Genomic DNA, 18,547 nt, shown 5'->3' with positions numbered 1-18,547 from the left:
CCGCCGAGTGGTCAATGCAGGGTGTTATCGCAGGGTGGTCAACGCAGCGTGCCCTGCCGCCACTTCGCGGCCGCGGCAGACAGCGCGGCGGCGACGCGCTCGTTGCGCTCGGCCCAGAGCGCGTCGGCAGCGTCCGCGCGGCCGCTGGCGTCCAGTGCCGCCAGCGCCGCCTCGTCGGCCAGTGCCGAATCGTCCGCTGTCAGCGTGTCGCCGACCGTCGTCGACTCGGCGGGCGACAGGGCCCGCCGGCCAGTGGCGACGACCCGGAAGAACGCCGCCGCCCGCTCGAGCGCGACGGCGAGGTCGCCCTGGTACACGCCGGCAAGCACGGCGTCGGCGGCGTCGCGGATCGCCGCGACGTCGGCATAGTCGGCGACGCCGGCCACGGCAGCTTCGGCGGGTGCGAGCGGTTCGCCTAGGCGCCACAGGCGGGCCACTTCGTCGCCGGAGGTGTGGCACCACTGCCGCAGCAGGTACAGCGCCCATAGCGCGCCGGGCAGGCTCACCGGGTCGGCGTCGCGCCACAGCGCGGCGAGGGTGTCCAGGCCGACTCGGTCGGCGAGGCCGACGAACCGGGCGCCGTCGCCCGGGGTCCGGCCAGCGCGCACGACGACCTCCGCGGTCGCCGCGGCCATCTCCGCGCGAGAGCCGATGGACTCCCCGCCGGCGGCGTCGATCAGTTCGGTGAGGTCGGCGTACCGGGCGGGTCGGTGCGGCCGCGGCTGGTCGTCGGACGTCATGCCGCCCGCTCCGCCGATGTCCGCTGCGCCATACGTGCAGCGTACGGCGGACAAACCGCGTGCAGATGATCGGTCGCCGTCGGCAATCTCACGCGCACAGCGGGTAACGTGGAAATCGACGTCGGCCCGATCCATGGCCCCCGGTCCCACATTCGCCGCCACGAGCGGCCTTCCGCCGAGAGGCGACCTGGCGGGCCGACGTCCATACTCGTACTCGTCCCGCACGCGGGGCGGCGGCGGTTATCCGATCGGTGGGACGTGATGGTCGGCGACGGCAACGGCTGGGTGGTCTGCTCCCTCGGCCATCGCCACTGGGGCCTGTTCGGCGCGGCTGGCCTGCTGGTCACTGACGGCATGCGGGTGCTGTTGCAGCACCGCGCTGCCTGGACGCACGAAGGCGACAGCTGGGCGGTGCCGGGCGGGGCCCGCGACAGCCACGAGGATCCCATCGCCGCGGCGCTGCGCGAGGCCACCGAGGAGACCTCGCTGGACCCGGCGGCCGTGACGCCGATCAGCGAGCTCGTCGACGAGCACGGCGGCTGGCGCTACACCACGATCATCGCGCGGGGCGCGCCGGAACTCGCTGTGCGGCCGGTCAACGGCGAGAGCATCGCTGTGTCGTGGTGGCCGCTGGAAGACGTTGCCGGGCTGCGCCTGCACTCGGGCTTCGAGGCGACGTGGCCGCGCCTGCGCGAGCTGGCCGCGAGCCGCCACTGACCGAGCCGCCCGCCGGGTCACGAGTCCGGCCCAGGCCTCCGCCGCTCAGCGACCGCCGGTCCGGCCGAACCCGCCGCCGCCGAAGCCGCCCGTCCGGCTTCCACCGCCGAAGCCGCCGTTGAGACCACCCAGGGTCGTCCGGCCGCTCGTCGTCGAGCCGGACGACGGCAACGCCGCGTTGAGGTCCGCGATCACGACCTGCTGGCCGACCTTGAGGCCGGCCGTGACCTGCACCCGGTCGGCGCCCTGCACGCCGGTCGTGACCAGCGTCGTCTCGGCCTTGCCGCCCTGGACGAGGTCGACGAAGTGCCGGGCGCCGAGCGAGTGGACGGCCGAGATGGGCACCGTCACCGCGCCGCTCACCGCGCCGACGTCGATGGCGACGCTGGCGCCCATCCCGTCGTAGAGGCGGGGATCGGCGTGGTCGAGACCGACGGTCACCGCGTAGGCCGCCGAGGATCCCGTGCTGCTCGAGGCGTTCGTCAAGCCGATCAGGCTGACCTTGCCCGGCACGGCGGCAGAGCGGCCGTCGACCATGATCTGCGCGCTCTGGCCGACCTTCACCGCGTCGATGTCGGCGATGCCGACGTCGACCGTCACCGACAGCGTGCCCGACCCGGTGACGGTGACCGCGGTCGAGCCGTTGACGGAGTCGCCCTTGGCGACGTCGAGTGCGGCCACCGTGCCCGAGATGGGCGACGTCAGGGTCGCCAGCCGCATGTTGTGCTGGGCGACGGCGAGGGCGGCCTTTGCCGCGTCGATCGACTTCTGGTCGGCGGCGATCTGCTCGGCGGTGACGGTCACGCCGGACGAGCCGGCAGACGACCCCGAGCCGGTGCTCGACCCCGAGCTGCTGGACCGCGTGCTGGAGCTGCCGCTGCCGGTGCCGGTCCCCGTGCCGCTCTTGCTGCCAGTGCCGGTCCCCGTGCCGCTCTTGCTGCCGGTGCCGGTGCTCGTGCTGCCGCTGCTCAGCGATCCGATCGCCTTGGTCAGAGCCGACAAAGCGTTGTCGAGCGCCGACCGAGCGCTGTCGACCGCCTGCTGATCGCTCGCGACGGCCGTTGCCGACCGGGCGCAGGCGGCGCCGTCGCCGATGTCGGTGCGCGCAATCTGCACGTGGTACGTCGCGCCCTCGGTCAGGCCGGCGAAGGAGTACTGGCCGCCGGCGTCGACGTGCTGCGCGCCGCTGGCGTCCGGGCCGGCAAGCGTGACGACCGAGTCCTGCGAGCCGACGGATCCGGCGATGGTGTGAGTGGCACCGGCCACTGCGGTCGTCGTCACGGTGTCCGACCCGGTGGCGCAGTTGGCGACCAGGGTCGCGACGTCGCCCTTCTCGGCGTCGATGGCCTTGTCCAGCGCCGACTGAGCGGTGACCACCTGGCGTTGCGCCTTCGCGACTGACGTGCCGCCGCTCGAGCCGGTGCCGCCGCTCGAGCCGGTGCCGCCGCTCGAGCCGGTGCCGCCGCTCGAGCCGGTGCCGCCGCTGGTGGGCGTCGGGCGCGGCGAGGCGGTGCCGCCGCTGGTGGGCGTCGGGCGCGGCGAGGCGGGCGTCAGCGCGCTCGTCAGGCGGACGGCGGTGGTCGTGGCCGTGAAACCACTCGCGCCCGACGATGACGAATTTGCAGATGACGAATCTGCGGATGACGAACTCGTGCCGGCCGCCTGCGCCGCCTCGTCGTCGGCGAGCGTTTGCCGGGCGCGCTCGAGGGTGGTTTGCGCCGACGTCTTTGCTGCGGTGAGGTCGGACGTGCTGATCGTGGCGAGCGTCTGGCCGGCCGTCACATGATCGCCGACCGCGACCCGGACGGAGTTGACGGTCCCCGACGCCCCGAAGCTCAGCGCGGCCGTGTCACGCGCAGCGAGCGAGCCGTCGGCGTCGACAGTCTGCTGGACGCTCGCCCGGCTCACCGTGGCCAGGCGGTACGCCGGCCCGCTCGAGCCGCTCATCGCCCAGGCCGTGCCGGCGCCGCCGAGCACGACGGCCGCGGCCACGACGATGATGATCAACCGCTTGCGGCGGGCGCGTCGGCGAGCGGCGCGCGCCGCGACCACGTCCGCCATCAGCGACCTGCCCGGCCGAAGGCGTTGCAGGTGCCGTTCGTCTTGTCGCTGAGCGCGATGGCGGTCGCCGTCACCGCGCCGCTCGAGTCGGCCGACCCTTGGACGACTGCGCACTTGCCGACTGTCGCGGCGGCGCTCGTGGCCTTGACCGTCGCGGTGTACGCGGTCTTCGCCGTGACGGTCACCGTGTCGGTGGTCGTCGTGGCGCTGGACGAACTCGCGCCGCGGCGATCGGTCGCTGTCACCGTGATCGTGTCGCCGGACACCGAGGCAACCTTGCCAGTGACGATATCGCCGAAGCCGCCGAAGGCCGCACGACCCCCTGAGGGCCGGGCGCCGGACGGGAAGCCGGAGGGTCGGGCGCCGCTCGGGAATCCACCACCGCCGGAGCGGGCGTCACCAGCGCCGCCGAAGCCACCGCCGCCGAAGCCCGCACACGTCCCGTTGGCAGCGGCCAGCACCCGCACCGTGGTCGCGGTGATCGAACGGGCCGCGCCCCGGGTCGCCGCCGACGGGGTCGAGCCAGCCGGGGTCGTCGACGCGCTGGTTGCCACGACGCAGACGCCGGGCTTGACCGCGGACAGCGAACTGGTCTGCTGGGCCGTGAACGCCGTCTTGGCCGAGTACGTGACCGCGGTCTGCGCCGAGGTGTTCTGCACCTGCAACGTCGAGCCGTTCTTCGCCGCGATCACGCCGGCCGCGGCAGAGCGTGCGCCGCCGAACCCGCTGCCCGACCCATTCCCCGTCCCGCCGCCGGATCCGGCCACCGGCGAGGTGGCCGCGCCGGCCGCCGGGGATGTCGCGGCTGACGACCCGCTGCCGCCGGACGAGCCGCTGCAGGCCGCGAGGGTCGCCACGGCGGCGGCGCAGGCGACGCCGAGGAGGACGACGTGGCGGGACGGAAGATGCTGGCGCATGGCGATCCTTCGTTGCTGGGACTGGAGTTCGAGAAGGGGACGGTCGGTCATTCGCTGCGCAAGGCGTCGATGGGCGCGAGCCGGGCGGCGCGGCCGGCGGGATACACGCCGAAGATGAGGCCGATGGCGACGGCGACCACGAGCGCCCCGCCGACAGCCGCCCCGGACACCGTGATGTCGTTGGCGATGAAGTGCGGCAGGATCACCGCGCCGGCGATGCCCAACGCAGCACCCGCGGCGCCCCCGACGAGTCCGAGCGTCGAGGCCTCGACGAGGAATTGCCGCCGGATGAGCGCGGGCGTGGCGCCGAGCGCCTTGCGCAACCCGATCTCGCGGGTCCGCTCGGACACCGACACCAGCATGATGTTCATGACGCCGATGCCGCCCACGAGCAGCGACAGCGCCGCGATCCCGCCGAGGAGGATCGTGAGCGTGCTGCTCACCGAGGTCGCCGTCGACAGCAGCGACTGCTGGCTGGTGATCGTGAAGTCCGCGCTTGACGCGATCGTGATCGAGTGCCGGGCCAGCAGGATCGCGTCGATCTCCTGGTACGCGGCCGAGATCGTGCCGCCCGACTTCGCCGCCACGAAGATGTCCGACAGCGCGCTGCGCGACGAGCTCGACGACAGCCGCTGCGTCTCGGTCGACAGGGGCACGAGCGCGGTGTCGTCGAGGTTGCTCGACGAGTCGGACCCGGCCGACTTCAGCACGCCGACCACGGTGAACGAGATGCCGTTGATCGTGACCGACTGGCCCACCGGGTCGAGCCGCGCGCCGAACAGCTCGTCAGCAGTGTCCGGGCCGAGCACGATGTTCGTCGCACTGTCGGCCTGATCCTTCGCGGTCAGGAAGCGGCCGCTCGACAGCGTGCGGGCGCGCACCGACAGCCAGCTCGAGGTCGTGCCGACAACCGAGGTCGTCCAGTTGGTGCCGCCATTGTCGATCTCCAGCGACGTGCTCTGCGTCGGCGCCACGGCCCGGACGTCCGGCGCCGCGGACGCGTTCGACAGCGCTGTGCTGTCCGAGACCGTCAGCGTCGACGCCGAGCCGAACCCGCCGCGCACGCCTGAGGAGCTCGTGGTGCTGCCCGGCGACACGATGAGCAGGTTGCTGCCCAGCGCGCTGATCTGGTTGCTGACCGAGGATTTCGTGCCCTCGCCGAGGCCCACCGACAGCACGACCGTCGCGATGCCGATCAGGATGCCGAGCACAGTGAGGCCGGAGCGCATCCGGTGCGAGCGGACCGCCTGCAGCGCGGTGCGCACGGTCTCCGCCCAGTTCACGCGGCGCCCTCGAACTCGACCTGGATGAGCCCGTCCAGCACCCGGACCATCCGTTGCGCGCGGACCGCGACGTCGCGATCGTGGGTGATCAGCACGATCGTCCGGCCGGCGGCGCACAACTCGTCGAGCAAGCCGAGCGCCTCGGCGCTCGCCCGGGAGTCCAGGTTGCCCGTCGGCTCGTCGGCCAGGATCATCGCGGGTTCCGTGACCAGCGCCCGGGCGACTGCGACGCGCTGCTGCTGGCCGCCGGACAGCTCGCCCGGCCGGTGGTCTAGCCGGTCGTCCAGGCCGACGCGCGCCAACGCCTCGGCGGCCCGGGCGCGCCGCTCCTCACGGGGCACCCCCGCGTACACCAGCGGCAACTCCACGTTCCGTAAAGCGGTCAGCGAGGGCAATAGGTGGAACTGCTGGAAGACGAAGCCGATGCGCTGGTTGCGGACCTCGGCCAGGTCGATCTCGTCCATGTCGCTGACGTCCTCGCCGGCGAGGTGGTAGGACCCGCTCGACGCGACATCGAGACAGCCGAGAATGTGCATCAGCGTCGACTTGCCGGAGCCCGACGGCCCGGTGATCGCGACATACTCCCCCATCGCGATGTCCAGGGTGACGCCCCGCAGCGCCTCGACCTCGAGGCTGCCGCTGCGGTAGACCTTCCGGACCTCGCGCAGCGCGATGATCGGCGCCGGCTCATTGGACGGCTCCGCCTCCGCGGTCGCCTCGGTGGCGCTGGTCGTCATCGGCCGGTCCCCGTGCCGCCGGTCCCCGTGCCGCCGGTGCCGCCGAACCCACCGCCGCCGCCGGTCCCGCCGCCGAAGCCACCGCCGAAGCCTCCCGGGTACCCGCCGGTCCCGCGTCCGGTGCCCGTGCCCGTGCGCGTCCCGACCGCGGCCGGCACGTCTACGTAAACCTCGTCACCGGATGACAGGCCGGACGTGATCTGCGTGGTGACGCCCGAGGTGATCCCAGTCTTCACCGCCTGCTCGACCTTCTGGCCGCCCTTCGAGACCGTCACGTAGAACGCGCCGTTCTTGGTGTGGATCGCCAGCGACGGCACGGTCAAGGCGTTTGCGACCTGCTGGTAGATGATCGACACCGTCGCCGCGGCGCCGTCGTGCAGCCCGGCTGGCGATCCGGTGATGTCGATCGTCACCGGGTACGACGCCGCGCCGGACGAGCTCGACGACAGGACGGAGACCGACGACACGACGCCGAAGGCGGTGCCGGTGACGTTGTCGGTGATGAGCTGCGCCTGCTGGCCCTTCTTCACCAAGCCGACCTCGGTGTCGTCGACGTCGACGGTGGCTCGCCAGCTGTTCGTCCCGATCACGACGAAGTCGCCGCTGGCGGAGGAGGTGCTCGTGGTGGACGTCGTGCCCGTGCCCGTGCCGCTGCCGGTGCCGGTGCCGCCGGTCGAGGATCGTGACGTGCTGCCCGAGCCTGACGACGATCCGGCGCCGGTGCTCGCGGACGAGCTGGCGCCGGATCCGGCGGACTGGTCGCCCTTGGTCACGTTGACCTCGGCGACCACGCCGGTGATCGGCGAGCGCAACGTCGCCTCGGCCAGCGCGGTCTTCGCCGAGGCGACTGCGGCCTTGTCGCTGGTGACGGTCGCGGCGTCTGCGTCGAGCTGCGCGGTGGTGGAGCTGGAGTCGTCCTGCGCGCTCACCAGCGTCGCCTCGGCTTGAGCGAGCGTCGAGCGCGCCTGGGCGAGGTCGGCCTTGAGGCTGACCGGGTCGATGGTGCCGAGCACCTGGCCCTTGGTCACCCGGTCGCCCACCGCGACCCGGACGGACGTGATCTCGGCGGCGGAGGAGAAGTCGACGTCGTCCTGCTGGGCCGGTGCGATGGTGCCGGTCGCGGACACCGATTTGCTGACCGTGCCGGTGCTGGCCGCGACGAGTCGGGTGGCCGCGGCGGTCGACGTGGCGGCGGACGAGCTGCCGCCGAAGACGAAGGCGGACGCGATGCCGGCGCCCACCACGACCAGCACCGCGACGCTCAGCCACGGGCGGGTAGTCACGAGACGGCGCGCCCGGACGATCACGTCAGTCAACGAGGGTTCCTCTCCCGAACGGCACGGGGAAACCGGCTCCGCGCCGGGAGGAACACTCCGGTCGAAGGTTGTGCTTTACCCAGCAGTGCCCGATGCGGGAGCTGTGAGGACAAGGGGTTGGGTCGCGTCGTTCTCATCGCGGCGCCAGGTCGGGTCGAGCCGATCGGTTCGCAGCCCGTTCGCGTACCGCCTCGCGTACCGTTCGCGACCGTGCGTCTCCTGCTGCCGCCGAGCGAGGCTAAGCACCCCGGCGGCCGCGGCCGGCCGCTTGGCACCCGGATCGCCGGGCCGCTGGCGCAGCCGCGCGCCGAGGTGGCGTCCGCCGTCGCCCGGCTGGCTGAAGGCGACGCGGACGCCGCGGCTGAGGCGCTGCTGCTGCCGGCGGGCGTCATGGCGCAAGCGCTGCGGGCCGACGCCCGGGTGCTGACCTCGCCCACCGTCCCCGCGCTGCGCCGGTATTCAGGGGTGGTCTACGACGGACTGGACTACCCCGGGATGACCCCGGCGCAACGGAAGATCGCGCACCGCAGCGTGCTGATCTTCTCCGGCCTGCTCGGCGTGGTGCGCGGCGACGAGGCGACACCGGACTACCGGGTGCCGGCGAAGGCGGCGCTGCCCGGCCTCGGCGTCGCCGCCACCTATTGGCGACCGCGGCTCGCGCCGATGCTCGACGCCGCCCTGCGGACGCAGTTCGTGATCGACCTGCGCTCGAGCGACTACGCCGCCATGTGGCGCCCGCGCGGCGCGCTCGCCGAGCAGGTGGTCGAGGTGCGCGTTCTGTCGCCGCTGCCGCGCGGCGGGCACGGCGTGATCAGCTACGTCAGCAAGCACGCAAAGGGCCGACTCGCGGCCGCGCTCATCGCCCGCGTTGCCGCAGGCGGCACGGTCGAGCGCGCCGACGACGTCGCCGCCGCGTGGTCGACGATCGGCGGCGCGGGTTGCGCCGCCCGCGACGCCGGTCTCGATCTGCTCACCGGCTGACCCGGCGCCCGCCGGCCGAGCGCCCGTCCACACCTCGACCCGCCGGGACCGCACCCGTCGCGGTGCGCCACGATTGCGCCATGCAGCTCGACCACCTGTCCTACGCCGCCGGTCCGGAGGGCCTGGGCGCGTGCGCCCAGCGACTGGGGTCCCGCCTCGGCGCCTCGTTCTCCGACGGCGGTCTGCACCCGGCCTTCGGCACCCGCAACTTCGTGCTGGCGTTGGCCCACGGCTGCTACCTCGAGGTCGTCGCCGCGCTCGACCACCCGGCGGCCGACCGCGCGCCGTTCGGCCGCGAAGTCGCCGCGCGCAGCGCCGCGGGCGGCGGGTGGCTCGCCTGGGCTGTGCGCGTCGACGATCTGACCGCGATCGAGTCGCGGCTCAACCGCCGGGCGGCGTCCGGGCACCGGCGGCGTCCAGACGGCGTCGACCTGCGCTGGCGGCAGATCGGAATCAACGACGTGGCCGAGGACCCGCAGCTGCCGTTCTTCGTGCAGTGGGACGTCGCGAACGGCCACCACCCTTCCTTAGGCGGCTCGATCGCCCTCAGCGGGCTGGAGATCGCCGGCGACGAGGCAACCGTCGACGCGTTTCTCGGCACGTCGTCCGCGCAACCGCTCGACGGCGTCGCGGTGGACTGGCTGCCGGTCGACGACGGCGAGACCGGCCTTGTCGCCGCGGTGTTCGAGACGCCGCGCGGCACGGTGCGCGTGGATTGATCAGCCGTCGGTCCTGCCGCGCCGGGCCGCGCGCCGCTACCGTTTGATCACCAGCAGTCGAGGCGGAGGGACCGCTCATGGAGACGACCGGCGCGATCACCCCGGGCGACGCGACCGTGCCTGGCGCGCGCACCGTCCCGATCGGCGACTACGGCTTTCTGTCCGACGGCGAGGCGACCGCGCTGGTGTCGCCCGGCGGCAGCGTCGACTGGATGTGCCTGCCCCGGATGGACTCGCCGAGCGTCTTCGGCGCGCTGCTCGGCCGGCACGCCGGCACCTTCCGGATCGCGCCGTCGGACGTGACCGTGCCCGTCGCCCGGCGCTACCTGCCGGGGACGATGGTGCTCGAGACGAGCTGGGGCACCGACACCGGCTGGATCATCGTCCGCGACGCGCTGCTGATCGGGCCGTGGCGGCACGACTCGGAACTGTCGCGCTCGCAGCGGCGCACGCCCACGGACTACGAGGCCGAGCACGTCCTGCTGCGCACGATCCGGTGCGTGAAGGGCGAGGTGCAGACGGTCATCGAGTGCGACCCGTCGCCGGACTACGGCCGCGCGACGCCGCGATGGGAGTACACCGACAGGGTCTATCACCAGGGCAGGATGATCTGCCCGGAGTGGGACGGCAGCCTGCTGCTGACCACCGACATGCGGCTGGGCTTCGAGGGCAGCCGGGCGAATGTCCGGACGCTGCTCAAGGAAGGCGACGTCCGCTACATCGCGCTGTCGTGGGGGCGAAAGGAGCCGCCGCTCAGCTACGACGACGCCTATAGCCGGCAGGTGTGGACGGCCCACCACTGGCAGCACTGGCTCGCCCGCGGCGACTTCCCCGACCACCCGTGGCGCAGCTACCTGCAGCGCAGCGCGTTGACGCTGAAGGGGCTGACCTACTCCCCCACTGGCGCGATCTGCGCGGCCGCGACCACGTCGCTGCCCGAGACGATCGGCGGCAACCGCAACTACGACTACCGGTTCACCTGGATCCGCGACGCCACCTTCGCTCTGTGGGCCATGTACTCCCTCGGCTACGACTGGGAGGCCATCGACTTCTTCTCCTTCATCGCCGACATCGCCGAGCAGGACTCCTCCGACGACAGCGACTTGCAGATCATGTACGGCATCGGCGGCGAGCGCGACCTGACCGAGCGCACGCTCGACCATCTTCCGGGTTATGCCGATTCGCGTCCCGTGCGCATCGGCAACGCGGCGAGCACACAGACGCAGCACGACGTGTGGGGCGCGCTGCTCGACTCCGTGTACCTGCACAGCAAGGCGCACGATCATCTGGACGACCGGCTGTGGCCGATCCTCGTCCGGCAGGTGAACGCCGCCCTGTCGCATTGGAAGGAGCCGGACGCCGGCATGTGGGAAGTCCGCGGCGAGCTGCAGCACTTCACCTCCTCGAAGATCATGTGCTGGGTGGCCGCCGACCGCGGCGCCCGACTCGCCGCTGTCATCGGCCAGGACGCCGCGGCGTCGAAGTGGGAGCAGGCAGCGGCGGAGATCCGGGCCGACATCCTGGAGAACGGCGTCGACGAACGCGGCGTGCTCGTTCAGCATTACGGCACGAAGGCCCTCGACGCGTCGCTGCTGCTGGCGCCGCTAGTGCGGTTCCTGCCGGCCGACGACCCGCGCATCGTCAACACCGTGCGGGCGATCGCCGAGGAGCTCACCGAACACGGAATGGTGCTGCGCTACCACGTCGAGGAGACCGACGACGGCTTCACCGGCGTCGAGGGCTCGTTCACGATCTGCTCGTTCTGGCTGGTGTCCGCCCTGTGCGAGATCGGCGACTACGCGAGCGCCCGCCAGCTCTGCGCGCGGCTGCTGTCGCTCGCCGGCCCGCTGGAGCTGTACGCGGAGGAGATCGACGTGCACAGCGGCGCGCACCTCGGCAACTTCCCGCAGGCGTTCACGCACCTGGCGCTGATCAACGCCGTGCTGCACGTCATCGCCACCGCCGACCTCGCCGACGGCGATCCGTGTCCCCCGCTCAGCCGCTGACGCGCCGGCTCTGGTTGGCTGGCACGTGATGGGTGATCGACTCGAGATGGCTCCTGCCGACGCGCCGGGCGGCGTCTACCCGTGGCTGACGGCGTCGCTCATCCCGCGCGCGATCGCGTGGGTGTCGACGATCTCCGCGGACGGTGTCGACAACCTCGCGCCGCACTCGTTCACGACGGTCGCCGGCGTCGACCCGCCGACGCTGTGCTTCACCTCCGTCGGCGCGAAGGACACCCTCGCGAACGCCCGCGCGACCGGCGAGTTCGTGCTCAACATCGGCTGCGGCCGGCTGCTGCACGCGATGAACGACTCGGCGACCGACTTCCCCGTCGAGACGAGCGAGTTCGACGCCGCCGGCCTCGAGCGCGAGTCGAGCGCCACCGTCGCCCCGCCGCGGGTGGCGGCCGCGCCCGTGGCCTTCGAGTGCCGGGTGACCGGCGAGCACGTGCTTGGCGACTGCGTCATGGTGTTCGGCGAGATCACGCACATCGCCGTCGCGCGTGGCGTTCTCGCCGAGGACGGACTGCCGGACCCCACGAAGGTCGACCCGCTTGCCCGGCTCGGTCGATCGGAATGGTCGCGGCTGGGCGAGGTGTTCGTGCTCCCGCGGATCAAGCACGCCCGCTGGCAGGCCGGCGAACGGAGCGCGACAATCAAGATCGACCCTCGTCGGGGCCGAGCGAGCGCTGCGGGATGACCCGGCCGTTCAGCGGCAGGCAGGTGCGCACGAACTCCTGGCCGAACTCGGTCAGCTGAATGCTGCGGTGGATGGTCTTCGGCATCCGGCCAGCGCGCTTCATCGCGTCGGTGACCTTCGGCTGGGCCTCGACCACCTGGTAGCGCTGCGGATTGGTCACCTGCTCCTTGGAGAAGATGATCAGGCCGAGCCGCGACAGGTTCGTCAGGTACGGCGCCGAGCGCTCGAGGTTCCGGCAGCCCGCGTGCTCGGCGATCATGTTCAGCCCGCCCGCGATCAGCACCGAGCCGATGCCGAACGGCCGGAAGGTGCGCACGTCGATCGCCGGCTGCGGCCCTTCGAGGTACAGGTAGCGCAGCATGCGCGCCTCGTCGGGGGTGATCTCGGTCAGGATCCGGGCGAAGGCGGGGTGGGTGTCCTCCACGACGTGGACGTCGTTCGACCGGCGCAGCAGATCCGTGCCGCGCCGCTGCAGATCTTGCGGCGTCGACGGTTTCGGGGCTGCGCGGTCGGGCGCCGGGCGGTGCGGGGCGATGTCCTCGCGCACGCCGAGCGCGCGCCACGCGACGTTGCGCAGGTCGTTCGCGGCATCTTGCAGAATCGCCGTCGGCGGATCACCGTCGATGGCGCGCTGTGCCACGTAGTTGGCGCTGGCGACGGTCGCGCCGAGCGACCAGCTGAACACCCGCCAGGCCGACACTGCGGCGACCCGCGCGACGTCTGGCGCCGCCCGCACCAGCGACGGACTCGGCCGGCGCATCGCCACGCCGGCCCGCACCGCCGACGCCGAGCCGGGGCGCGGTCGACGTGCGACGTCGCCGGCCGGCGTGGCTCGAACGTCGGCCGCGGGCGCGTCGGCCGCGGGCGCGTCGGCCGCGGGGACAGCGGCCGCGGGGGCAGCGCTCGGCGCCGCCTCGTCGGCATCGATGGACTCGGTCGCGGCGTCGTCGCTCGTCAAAGGTCAAACTCCGAAAATCGCGAGGTGCAGCCATCCGGCGAGCAGCCCCAGGGCCGCGCCGTGGAAGAACAGTAGCCACTCGTCCTGCTTGATCGCCGCCCGCAACATCTCGGTGAAGTCCTGCGGGCTCATCTGCCCCATCTGCTCGGCGATGAACGTGTAGATCTTGCCCGACTGCTTCTTGCTGAACGCGGCGTCGTTGAACGCGATCGGCGCGAACCCGGTCGCCTCGCTGGCGACCGAGGCCCGGATCTGGTCGTATTCCCGGCCGCCGATCGCCGCGCGCACGGCCGCCCGCGCCGGACCGACGGCGTGGTCGACAGCCGGCCGCAGCGAGTCCTCGAGCAGCTGGAGCGTGCGGTCGCTGCGCGCGCCCGTGAGCAACTCGTTGCCGATGTTCTGCAAGGTGATCACCTTGTCGGCGACCATCTCGGCGTACATCTTGGTCACCTCGGGCTGGCGGCGGATCAGCAGGCCCTGCCGCCATGGCACCCACCAGGTCGGCACCGCGGGCGCGAAGATCATCTCGATGCCGATGTAATTCACCGTCCACCCGATGATCACGCCGCCGATCGGCAGCACGTACCACTGCGGGAAGACTTGCAGGATGCCGAACAGCGCGAACCCCATCGGCACGCCGAAGTAGAAGCCGAAGTTCTTCATGAACCGCAGCTCCTTGCGTCCCATGATCAGGAAAAGCTCGTTCAGCAGCTCCGGGTGCGCGACGAAGTACTTGATCACCATCAGCTTCGCGTCGATCAGCTGGTCGACGTTGTCGCCGATCTCCTTGGTGATGTCGCGGATGATCGCCGGCAGCTGGCCGCGGACGCGGGCGAACACCGCCTCCTTGATGATCGGCGGAAGGTCATGCCACAGGGCCGGGTTCTCCTGCTGCATGATGTGCTCGACGACGTCGCGGATCTCGCCCTGCGCCACCATCGCCAGGTGCTCGGCGATGCGATCCGGCTCGAGCTCGCGGTAGAAGTCCGAGACGCTGCCCAGCTTCAGCAGCCCCTTGTCGACGGCGATGCTCGCCATCTTGTCTGCCCGCGAGGGCACGATGCCCTGCCAGCCGAGCCGGCCGTCGTAGCGGATCAGCGGCAGCACCTGCACCCGGCGCGGCAGCAGCGGGAACAACACCCGCAGACCCGGCACCCGGAAGCCGTAGAAGCGCAGCGGCCGGAAGAGCATGAGCACGCCGGTCCAGTTGGTGATGTAGCCGATGACACCGGTGAACAGCGGGATGCTGATCAGGTCGAGCAATGTCTTGCGGTCCACTGGCGCCGTTCCTCCGTCCCCCGCGAAAGGCCCGAGAACCGCTCCAGCCCCCTGACGATCGGCGCAGGTATGCGCAACCGCGGGGAACAGTATCCCGTCCTGAGCCGCCGGGACGCGAGCCGATCTTGGTCGAGCGGTCCAGCCGGCCCTCGCGATCTAGGCGGCGGGTAGCGTGGAAGCACCCCGTCGACACACCGCCGCGCAGGAGATCGCCATGGATTTGGCCCTCAGCAAGGAGGATCGCGCCTTCGCCGAGCGGATGCGCGAGTTCTACACCAGCGAGATCCCGGCCGAGCTGCGCGAGCGCATGGCCCGCGGCGAGCACCCCACCCGCGAGGACGTGGTAAGCACGCAGCGGACGCTGAACGACCACGGCCTGGCGGTTCCGCATTGGCCGGTCGAGTGGGGCGGCCAGGACTGGACACCCCTACAGCGGCACCTCTGGGCCGAGGAGATGACGCTCGCGCACGTCCCGTCGCCAATCGTCTTCAACACCGCGATGATCGGCCCGGTGATCGCGCAGTTCGGCAGCCAGGAGCTGAAGGAGCGCTTCCTGCCGAAGACCGCGAGCGCGGAGATCTGGTGGTCGCAAGGCTTCTCCGAGCCGAACGCCGGCTCCGACCTCGCGTCGCTGAAGACCACCGCGGTCCGGGACGGCGACTCCTACCTCGTCAACGGACAGAAGACCTGGACGACCCTCGCGCAGTACGGCGACTGGATTTTCAACCTCGTCCGCACCGACCCGTCCGCGCAGAAGCAACGCGGCATCTCGATGCTGCTGATCGACATGAAAAGCCCCGGCGTCGCCGTCCGGCCGATCCATCTGATCGACGGCGGCGTCGAGGTCAACGAGGTGTTCTTCGAAGACGTCCGGGTGCCGGTCGACAACCTCGTCGGCGAGGAGAACAAGGGCTGGACGTACGCGAAGTTCCTGCTCGGCAACGAGCGGACCAGCAACGCCGGCGTCGGCATGATCAAGACCCGGATCGGCCGGATCAAGCGGCTCGGCGGCGCGCACCTCGACGACCCGCTGCTGCGCGCCCGGCTGACTCGTCTCGAGATCGAGACCACCGCGCTGGAGATGTCGGTGCTGCGGGTGCTGGCGCGCGAGGCGTCGCTGCCGAAGGGAACGCCGGACCCGACGTCGTCGGTGCTCAAGCTGAAGGGCTCGGAGCTGCAGCAGGACGCGAGCGAGCTGCTCGTCGACGTGCTCGGCCCGGCCGCGCTGGCCTACCGCGAGGACACCGAGGTGCCCGACGGCTTCGCGCCGCTGCCCGAAGGCGCCGTCGACGCCTTGCCGACGTACTTCAACTGGCGCAAGGCGTCGATCTACGCGGGCTCCAACGAAGTGCAGCGCGGCATCATCGCCAAGGCGATCCTGAAGTTGTAGAAGGAGCCGAACCGTGGATCTCGACCTCACCGACGAGCAGAAGCTGCTCGCCGACACCGTCAACGGGATGCTGGAGAAGAAGTACGACGCGAACGCGCGGTTGCAGCTGCTGAATTCGGCGGACGGCTGGAGCCGCGAGCTCTGGCGGCAGTACGCCGAGCTCGGGTTGCTCGGGCTGCCGTTCGACGAGCAGTACGGCGGCGCCGGGATGGGCGTCGACGAGCTCGCGGTCGTCATGGAGTCCTTCGGCCGCGCCCTGGTGCTCGAGCCGTACTTCGCGACCGTCGTGCTCGGCGGGTCGCTCGTCGCGGCCGCCGGATCGCCGGAACAGAAGGCGGCCATCCTGCCCGGCGTGGCAGACGGCTCGACCCTGCTCGCGTTCGCCTACGCCGAGCCCCGCTCACGTTGGTCGCTGACCGACATCGCGGCGACGGCGTCACCGTCCGGCTCAGCCTCCAGTGGCTGGACGGTGAGCGGCGAGAAGATCGCCGTCGTCGGCGGCGACAGCGCCGACCAGCTGGTGGTCACCGCGAAGACGCCGAGCGGTGACATCGGCCTGTTCTTCGTCGAGGCCGGCCCCGACGTGTCGGCGATCCGCCGCGACTCCTACCGCATGCAGGACGGCCAGCGCGGCGCGGACATCCTGTTCGTGGCGGCGCCGGCGACCGCGCTCGGCGAGCCGGCCGACGCGCTGGCCGCGATCGAGGGCGTGCTCGACATCGCCACCGCCGGCCTGTGCGCCGAGGCGGTCGGGGCGATGGACCGCGAGCTCTGGCTGACCGTCGACTATCTCAAGACCCGGGTGCAGTTCGGCCAGCCGATCGCGGTGTTCCAAGCGCTGCAACACCGTGCGGCGAACATGTACGTTTCGCTCGAGCAGGCGCGGTCGATGGCGCTCGTGGCTCGGCTGGCGCTGGCCGACGACGACGTCCAGGCGCGCCGCCGGATGGTCCGGGCGGCAAAGGCGCAGATCGACATCTCGGCCCGGCATGTCGGCCAAGAGGCGATCCAGCTGCACGGCGGGATCGGCATGACGATGGAGTATCCGGTCGGCCACTACGCCAAGCGCACCACCGTGATCGCGAAGACGTTCGCCGACACCGATCTGCTGCTCGACCAGGTCGGCGCGGAGGGCGGCCTGGTCGCCGCAGGCTGAGCGACCCGCTACGTTCGCCCTCCCAGACACATTTGCGGCTGCTCACGTGAGTGAGAACCTGTCCGCGCGAGGAGGCGACCGATGACCACTTCGTCGACCGAGCGACGCCCGGCTGGCGCCGACGCGTCCGCGCTCCGGGTGGAGACCAACGGCATCGAGGTCATTCCGGACGAGCAGCGGCACGGCCGGCCCTGGCAGCTGTTCTGGCCGTGGTTCGGGTCGAACGTGTCGATCTTCGGCCTCGCTTACGGCTCGTACGCATTGGGCTTCGGCATCTCGTTCTGGCAGGCGTTGCTCGCCGGCGTGCTCGGCATCGTCGTGTCGTTCCTGCTGTGCGGGTTGGTGGCGGTCGCTGGCAAGCGCGGCTCAGCCCCCACGCTCGTGCTGAGCCGCGCGGCCTTCGGCGTGCGGAGCAACCGGGTGCCGGCGCTGCTGTCCTGGGTGCTCACCGTCGGTTGGGAGACGGTGCTCGTCATCCTCGCCACCCTTGCGACCTCGACGGTCTTCGACCGGCTGGGCTGGGGCGGCGGCACCACGACGAAGGTCGTGGCAATGATCGTCGTAGCGGTGTTGACCGTCGGCGCCGGCGTCTTCGGCTTCGACCTGATCATGCGGCTGCAGGCGGTGATCACCGTGGTGACCGCGGCGCTGACCGTCGTCTACATCGTCGCGGTCGCGGGCAAGATCCACTGGCACACCGTGTCGTCGATCCCCAGCGGCTCGGCGCAACACATGCTCGGAGCTCTGGCGCTGTTCATGACCGGCTTCGGCTTGGGCTGGGTGAATGCCGCGGCGGACTACTCGCGGTACCTGCCACGCCGTTCGTCCGGCCGCGGGGTCGTGGGTTGGACGACGCTTGGCGGAGCGGTCGCGCCGATCGCGCTGCTGGTGTTCGGTCTGCTGTTGGCCGGCTCGTCGCCCAAGCTCAACGCGGCCATCGGGCTCGACCCGATCGGCGCCCTCGCCACCGAGCTGCCGAAGGGCGCGCTGGTGCCGTTCCTGATCGTCGCCGTGCTGGGCCTGATCGGCGGCGCGGTGCTCGACATCTACTCCTCCGGCCTGTCGCTGCTGGCCGCCGGGCTGCGCGTGCCGCGTCCGGCCGCCGCGCTGATCGACGGCCTCGTCATGGTCGCTGGCACGATCTACGTCGTCTTCCATGCGCCGAACTTCAGCTATCAGTTCCAGGGCTTACTGATCACCCTCGGCGTGCCGATCGCCGCGTGGTGCGGCATCTTCCTGGCCGACCTGGCGCTGCGCCGCCGCGACTACGCCGAAGCTGAGCTGTTCTTGCCGCGCGGACGCTACGGAGACGTCCGGGTTCTGCCGTTGGTGGCGCTGGCAGTAGGGACCGCGCTCGGCTGGGGTCTGGTCGTCAACACCTACGCGAGCTGGTTGACCTGGCAGGGCTACCTGTTGTCACCGTTCGGCCTCGGCGGCAAGACCGGCAGCTGGGAATACGCCAACATCGGCGTGCTGGTCGCGTTCGTCATCGGCTTTCTCGTCACCTTCCTCGCCGACCGACAGCGCGTGCGGCGGCAGGAGTCGCTGCCCGTCGAGCAGAACGTCGGGCTGCTGAAGACGCCTGCGTGAG

The 18,547-nt window shown here is 71.4% G+C and carries 16 protein-coding genes; 8 read left to right on the top strand and 8 right to left on the bottom strand.

Annotation, left to right across the window (positions count from 1 at the left end):
* Nucleotides 1–38: 38 nt before the first annotated feature.
* On the bottom strand, nucleotides 39–740 hold the full coding sequence (locus ACFFBG_RS03170) for a hypothetical protein (protein ID WP_375475499.1): 702 nt from the start codon (nucleotides 738–740) through the stop codon (nucleotides 39–41).
* Nucleotides 741–1,001: 261 nt separating this feature from the next.
* Between ACFFBG_RS03170 and ACFFBG_RS03165 the strand changes: the two genes are divergently transcribed.
* Complete coding sequence (locus ACFFBG_RS03165; protein WP_375476241.1) at nucleotides 1,002–1,457, top strand: NUDIX domain-containing protein; 456 nt, start codon at nucleotides 1,002–1,004, stop codon at nucleotides 1,455–1,457.
* Nucleotides 1,458–1,502: 45 nt separating this feature from the next.
* Here ACFFBG_RS03165 and ACFFBG_RS03160 read toward each other — a convergent pair whose 3' ends face one another.
* From ACFFBG_RS03160 to ACFFBG_RS03140, 5 genes are read right to left on the bottom strand one after another with little or no spacing between them, the layout of a single operon-like run.
* The gene (locus ACFFBG_RS03160) at nucleotides 1,503–3,518 is read right to left on the bottom strand and encodes an HlyD family efflux transporter periplasmic adaptor subunit (RefSeq protein ID WP_375475497.1); all 2,016 of its coding nucleotides are present in this window, start codon (nucleotides 3,516–3,518) and stop codon (nucleotides 1,503–1,505) included.
* Nucleotides 3,518–4,435 carry a hypothetical protein gene (locus tag ACFFBG_RS03155; RefSeq protein WP_375475496.1) on the bottom strand — a complete coding sequence of 306 codons (918 nt, stop codon included), beginning with the start codon at nucleotides 4,433–4,435 and terminating at the stop codon, nucleotides 3,518–3,520. Before ACFFBG_RS03155 ends, ACFFBG_RS03160 begins: the two co-directional genes overlap by 1 nt.
* 47 nt (nucleotides 4,436–4,482) lie before the next feature.
* The gene (locus tag ACFFBG_RS03150; RefSeq protein WP_375475494.1) at nucleotides 4,483–5,718 is read right to left on the bottom strand and encodes an ABC transporter permease; all 1,236 of its coding nucleotides are present in this window, start codon (nucleotides 5,716–5,718) and stop codon (nucleotides 4,483–4,485) included.
* Nucleotides 5,715–6,455, bottom strand: a complete 741-nt coding sequence (locus ACFFBG_RS03145; protein WP_375475492.1) for an ABC transporter ATP-binding protein — start codon at nucleotides 6,453–6,455, stop codon at nucleotides 5,715–5,717. Before ACFFBG_RS03145 ends, ACFFBG_RS03150 begins: the two co-directional genes overlap by 4 nt.
* Complete coding sequence (locus ACFFBG_RS03140; RefSeq protein ID WP_375476239.1) at nucleotides 6,452–7,762, bottom strand: efflux RND transporter periplasmic adaptor subunit; 1,311 nt, start codon at nucleotides 7,760–7,762, stop codon at nucleotides 6,452–6,454. Before ACFFBG_RS03140 ends, ACFFBG_RS03145 begins: the two co-directional genes overlap by 4 nt.
* Nucleotides 7,763–7,981: 219 nt before the next feature.
* Between ACFFBG_RS03140 and yaaA the strand changes: the two genes are divergently transcribed.
* The 4 genes from yaaA (at nucleotide 7,982) to ACFFBG_RS03120 (ending at nucleotide 12,174) form a co-directional block, all read left to right on the top strand.
* The gene (gene yaaA, locus ACFFBG_RS03135) at nucleotides 7,982–8,752 is read left to right on the top strand and encodes a peroxide stress protein YaaA (protein ID WP_375475490.1); all 771 of its coding nucleotides are present in this window, start codon (nucleotides 7,982–7,984) and stop codon (nucleotides 8,750–8,752) included.
* Between the two features lie 80 nt (nucleotides 8,753–8,832).
* On the top strand, nucleotides 8,833–9,471 hold the full coding sequence (locus tag ACFFBG_RS03130) for a VOC family protein (protein ID WP_375475488.1): 639 nt from the start codon (nucleotides 8,833–8,835) through the stop codon (nucleotides 9,469–9,471).
* 77 nt (nucleotides 9,472–9,548) lie between these two features.
* A complete protein-coding gene (locus tag ACFFBG_RS03125) occupies nucleotides 9,549–11,477 on the top strand; it encodes a glycoside hydrolase family 15 protein (protein WP_375475486.1) in 1,929 nt (642 codons plus the stop codon).
* 46 nt (nucleotides 11,478–11,523) lie between these two features.
* Complete coding sequence (locus ACFFBG_RS03120) at nucleotides 11,524–12,174, top strand: flavin reductase family protein (RefSeq protein ID WP_375475484.1); 651 nt, start codon at nucleotides 11,524–11,526, stop codon at nucleotides 12,172–12,174.
* On the opposite strand, the gene ACFFBG_RS03115 is transcribed toward ACFFBG_RS03120, so the two are convergent.
* Together ACFFBG_RS03115 and ACFFBG_RS03110 are read right to left on the bottom strand one after the other, a co-directional pair.
* Nucleotides 12,131–13,132, bottom strand: coding sequence for an Abi-alpha family protein (locus ACFFBG_RS03115; RefSeq protein WP_375475482.1), 1,002 nt, complete (start codon nucleotides 13,130–13,132; stop codon nucleotides 12,131–12,133). The genes ACFFBG_RS03120 and ACFFBG_RS03115 overlap by 44 nt on opposite strands.
* Nucleotides 13,133–13,135: 3 nt before the next feature.
* Entirely contained in the window at nucleotides 13,136–14,410 is a 1,275-nt protein-coding gene (locus tag ACFFBG_RS03110) for a hypothetical protein (protein WP_375475481.1), read from the bottom strand.
* Nucleotides 14,411–14,624: 214 nt separating this feature from the next.
* Here ACFFBG_RS03110 and ACFFBG_RS03105 point away from each other — a divergent pair, with 214 nt between their 5' ends.
* The 3 genes from ACFFBG_RS03105 (at nucleotide 14,625) to ACFFBG_RS03095 (ending at nucleotide 18,546) form a co-directional block, all read left to right on the top strand.
* Nucleotides 14,625–15,800, top strand: a complete 1,176-nt coding sequence (locus ACFFBG_RS03105; RefSeq protein WP_375475479.1) for an acyl-CoA dehydrogenase family protein — start codon at nucleotides 14,625–14,627, stop codon at nucleotides 15,798–15,800.
* 13 nt (nucleotides 15,801–15,813) lie between these two features.
* Nucleotides 15,814–16,956 carry an acyl-CoA dehydrogenase family protein gene (locus ACFFBG_RS03100; protein WP_375475477.1) on the top strand — a complete coding sequence of 381 codons (1,143 nt, stop codon included), beginning with the start codon at nucleotides 15,814–15,816 and terminating at the stop codon, nucleotides 16,954–16,956.
* An 81-nt stretch (nucleotides 16,957–17,037) separates the two neighbouring features.
* Nucleotides 17,038–18,546, top strand: coding sequence for a purine-cytosine permease family protein (locus ACFFBG_RS03095; protein WP_375475475.1), 1,509 nt, complete (start codon nucleotides 17,038–17,040; stop codon nucleotides 18,544–18,546).
* Nucleotide 18,547 lies beyond the last annotated feature (1 nt).

Source organism: uncultured Jatrophihabitans sp., assembly GCF_964251945.1.
In the GTDB taxonomy this organism is placed as follows: Bacteria; Actinomycetota; Actinomycetes; order Mycobacteriales; family Jatrophihabitantaceae; genus Jatrophihabitans.
This window is presented reverse-complemented; position numbering and strand designations above follow the sequence as displayed.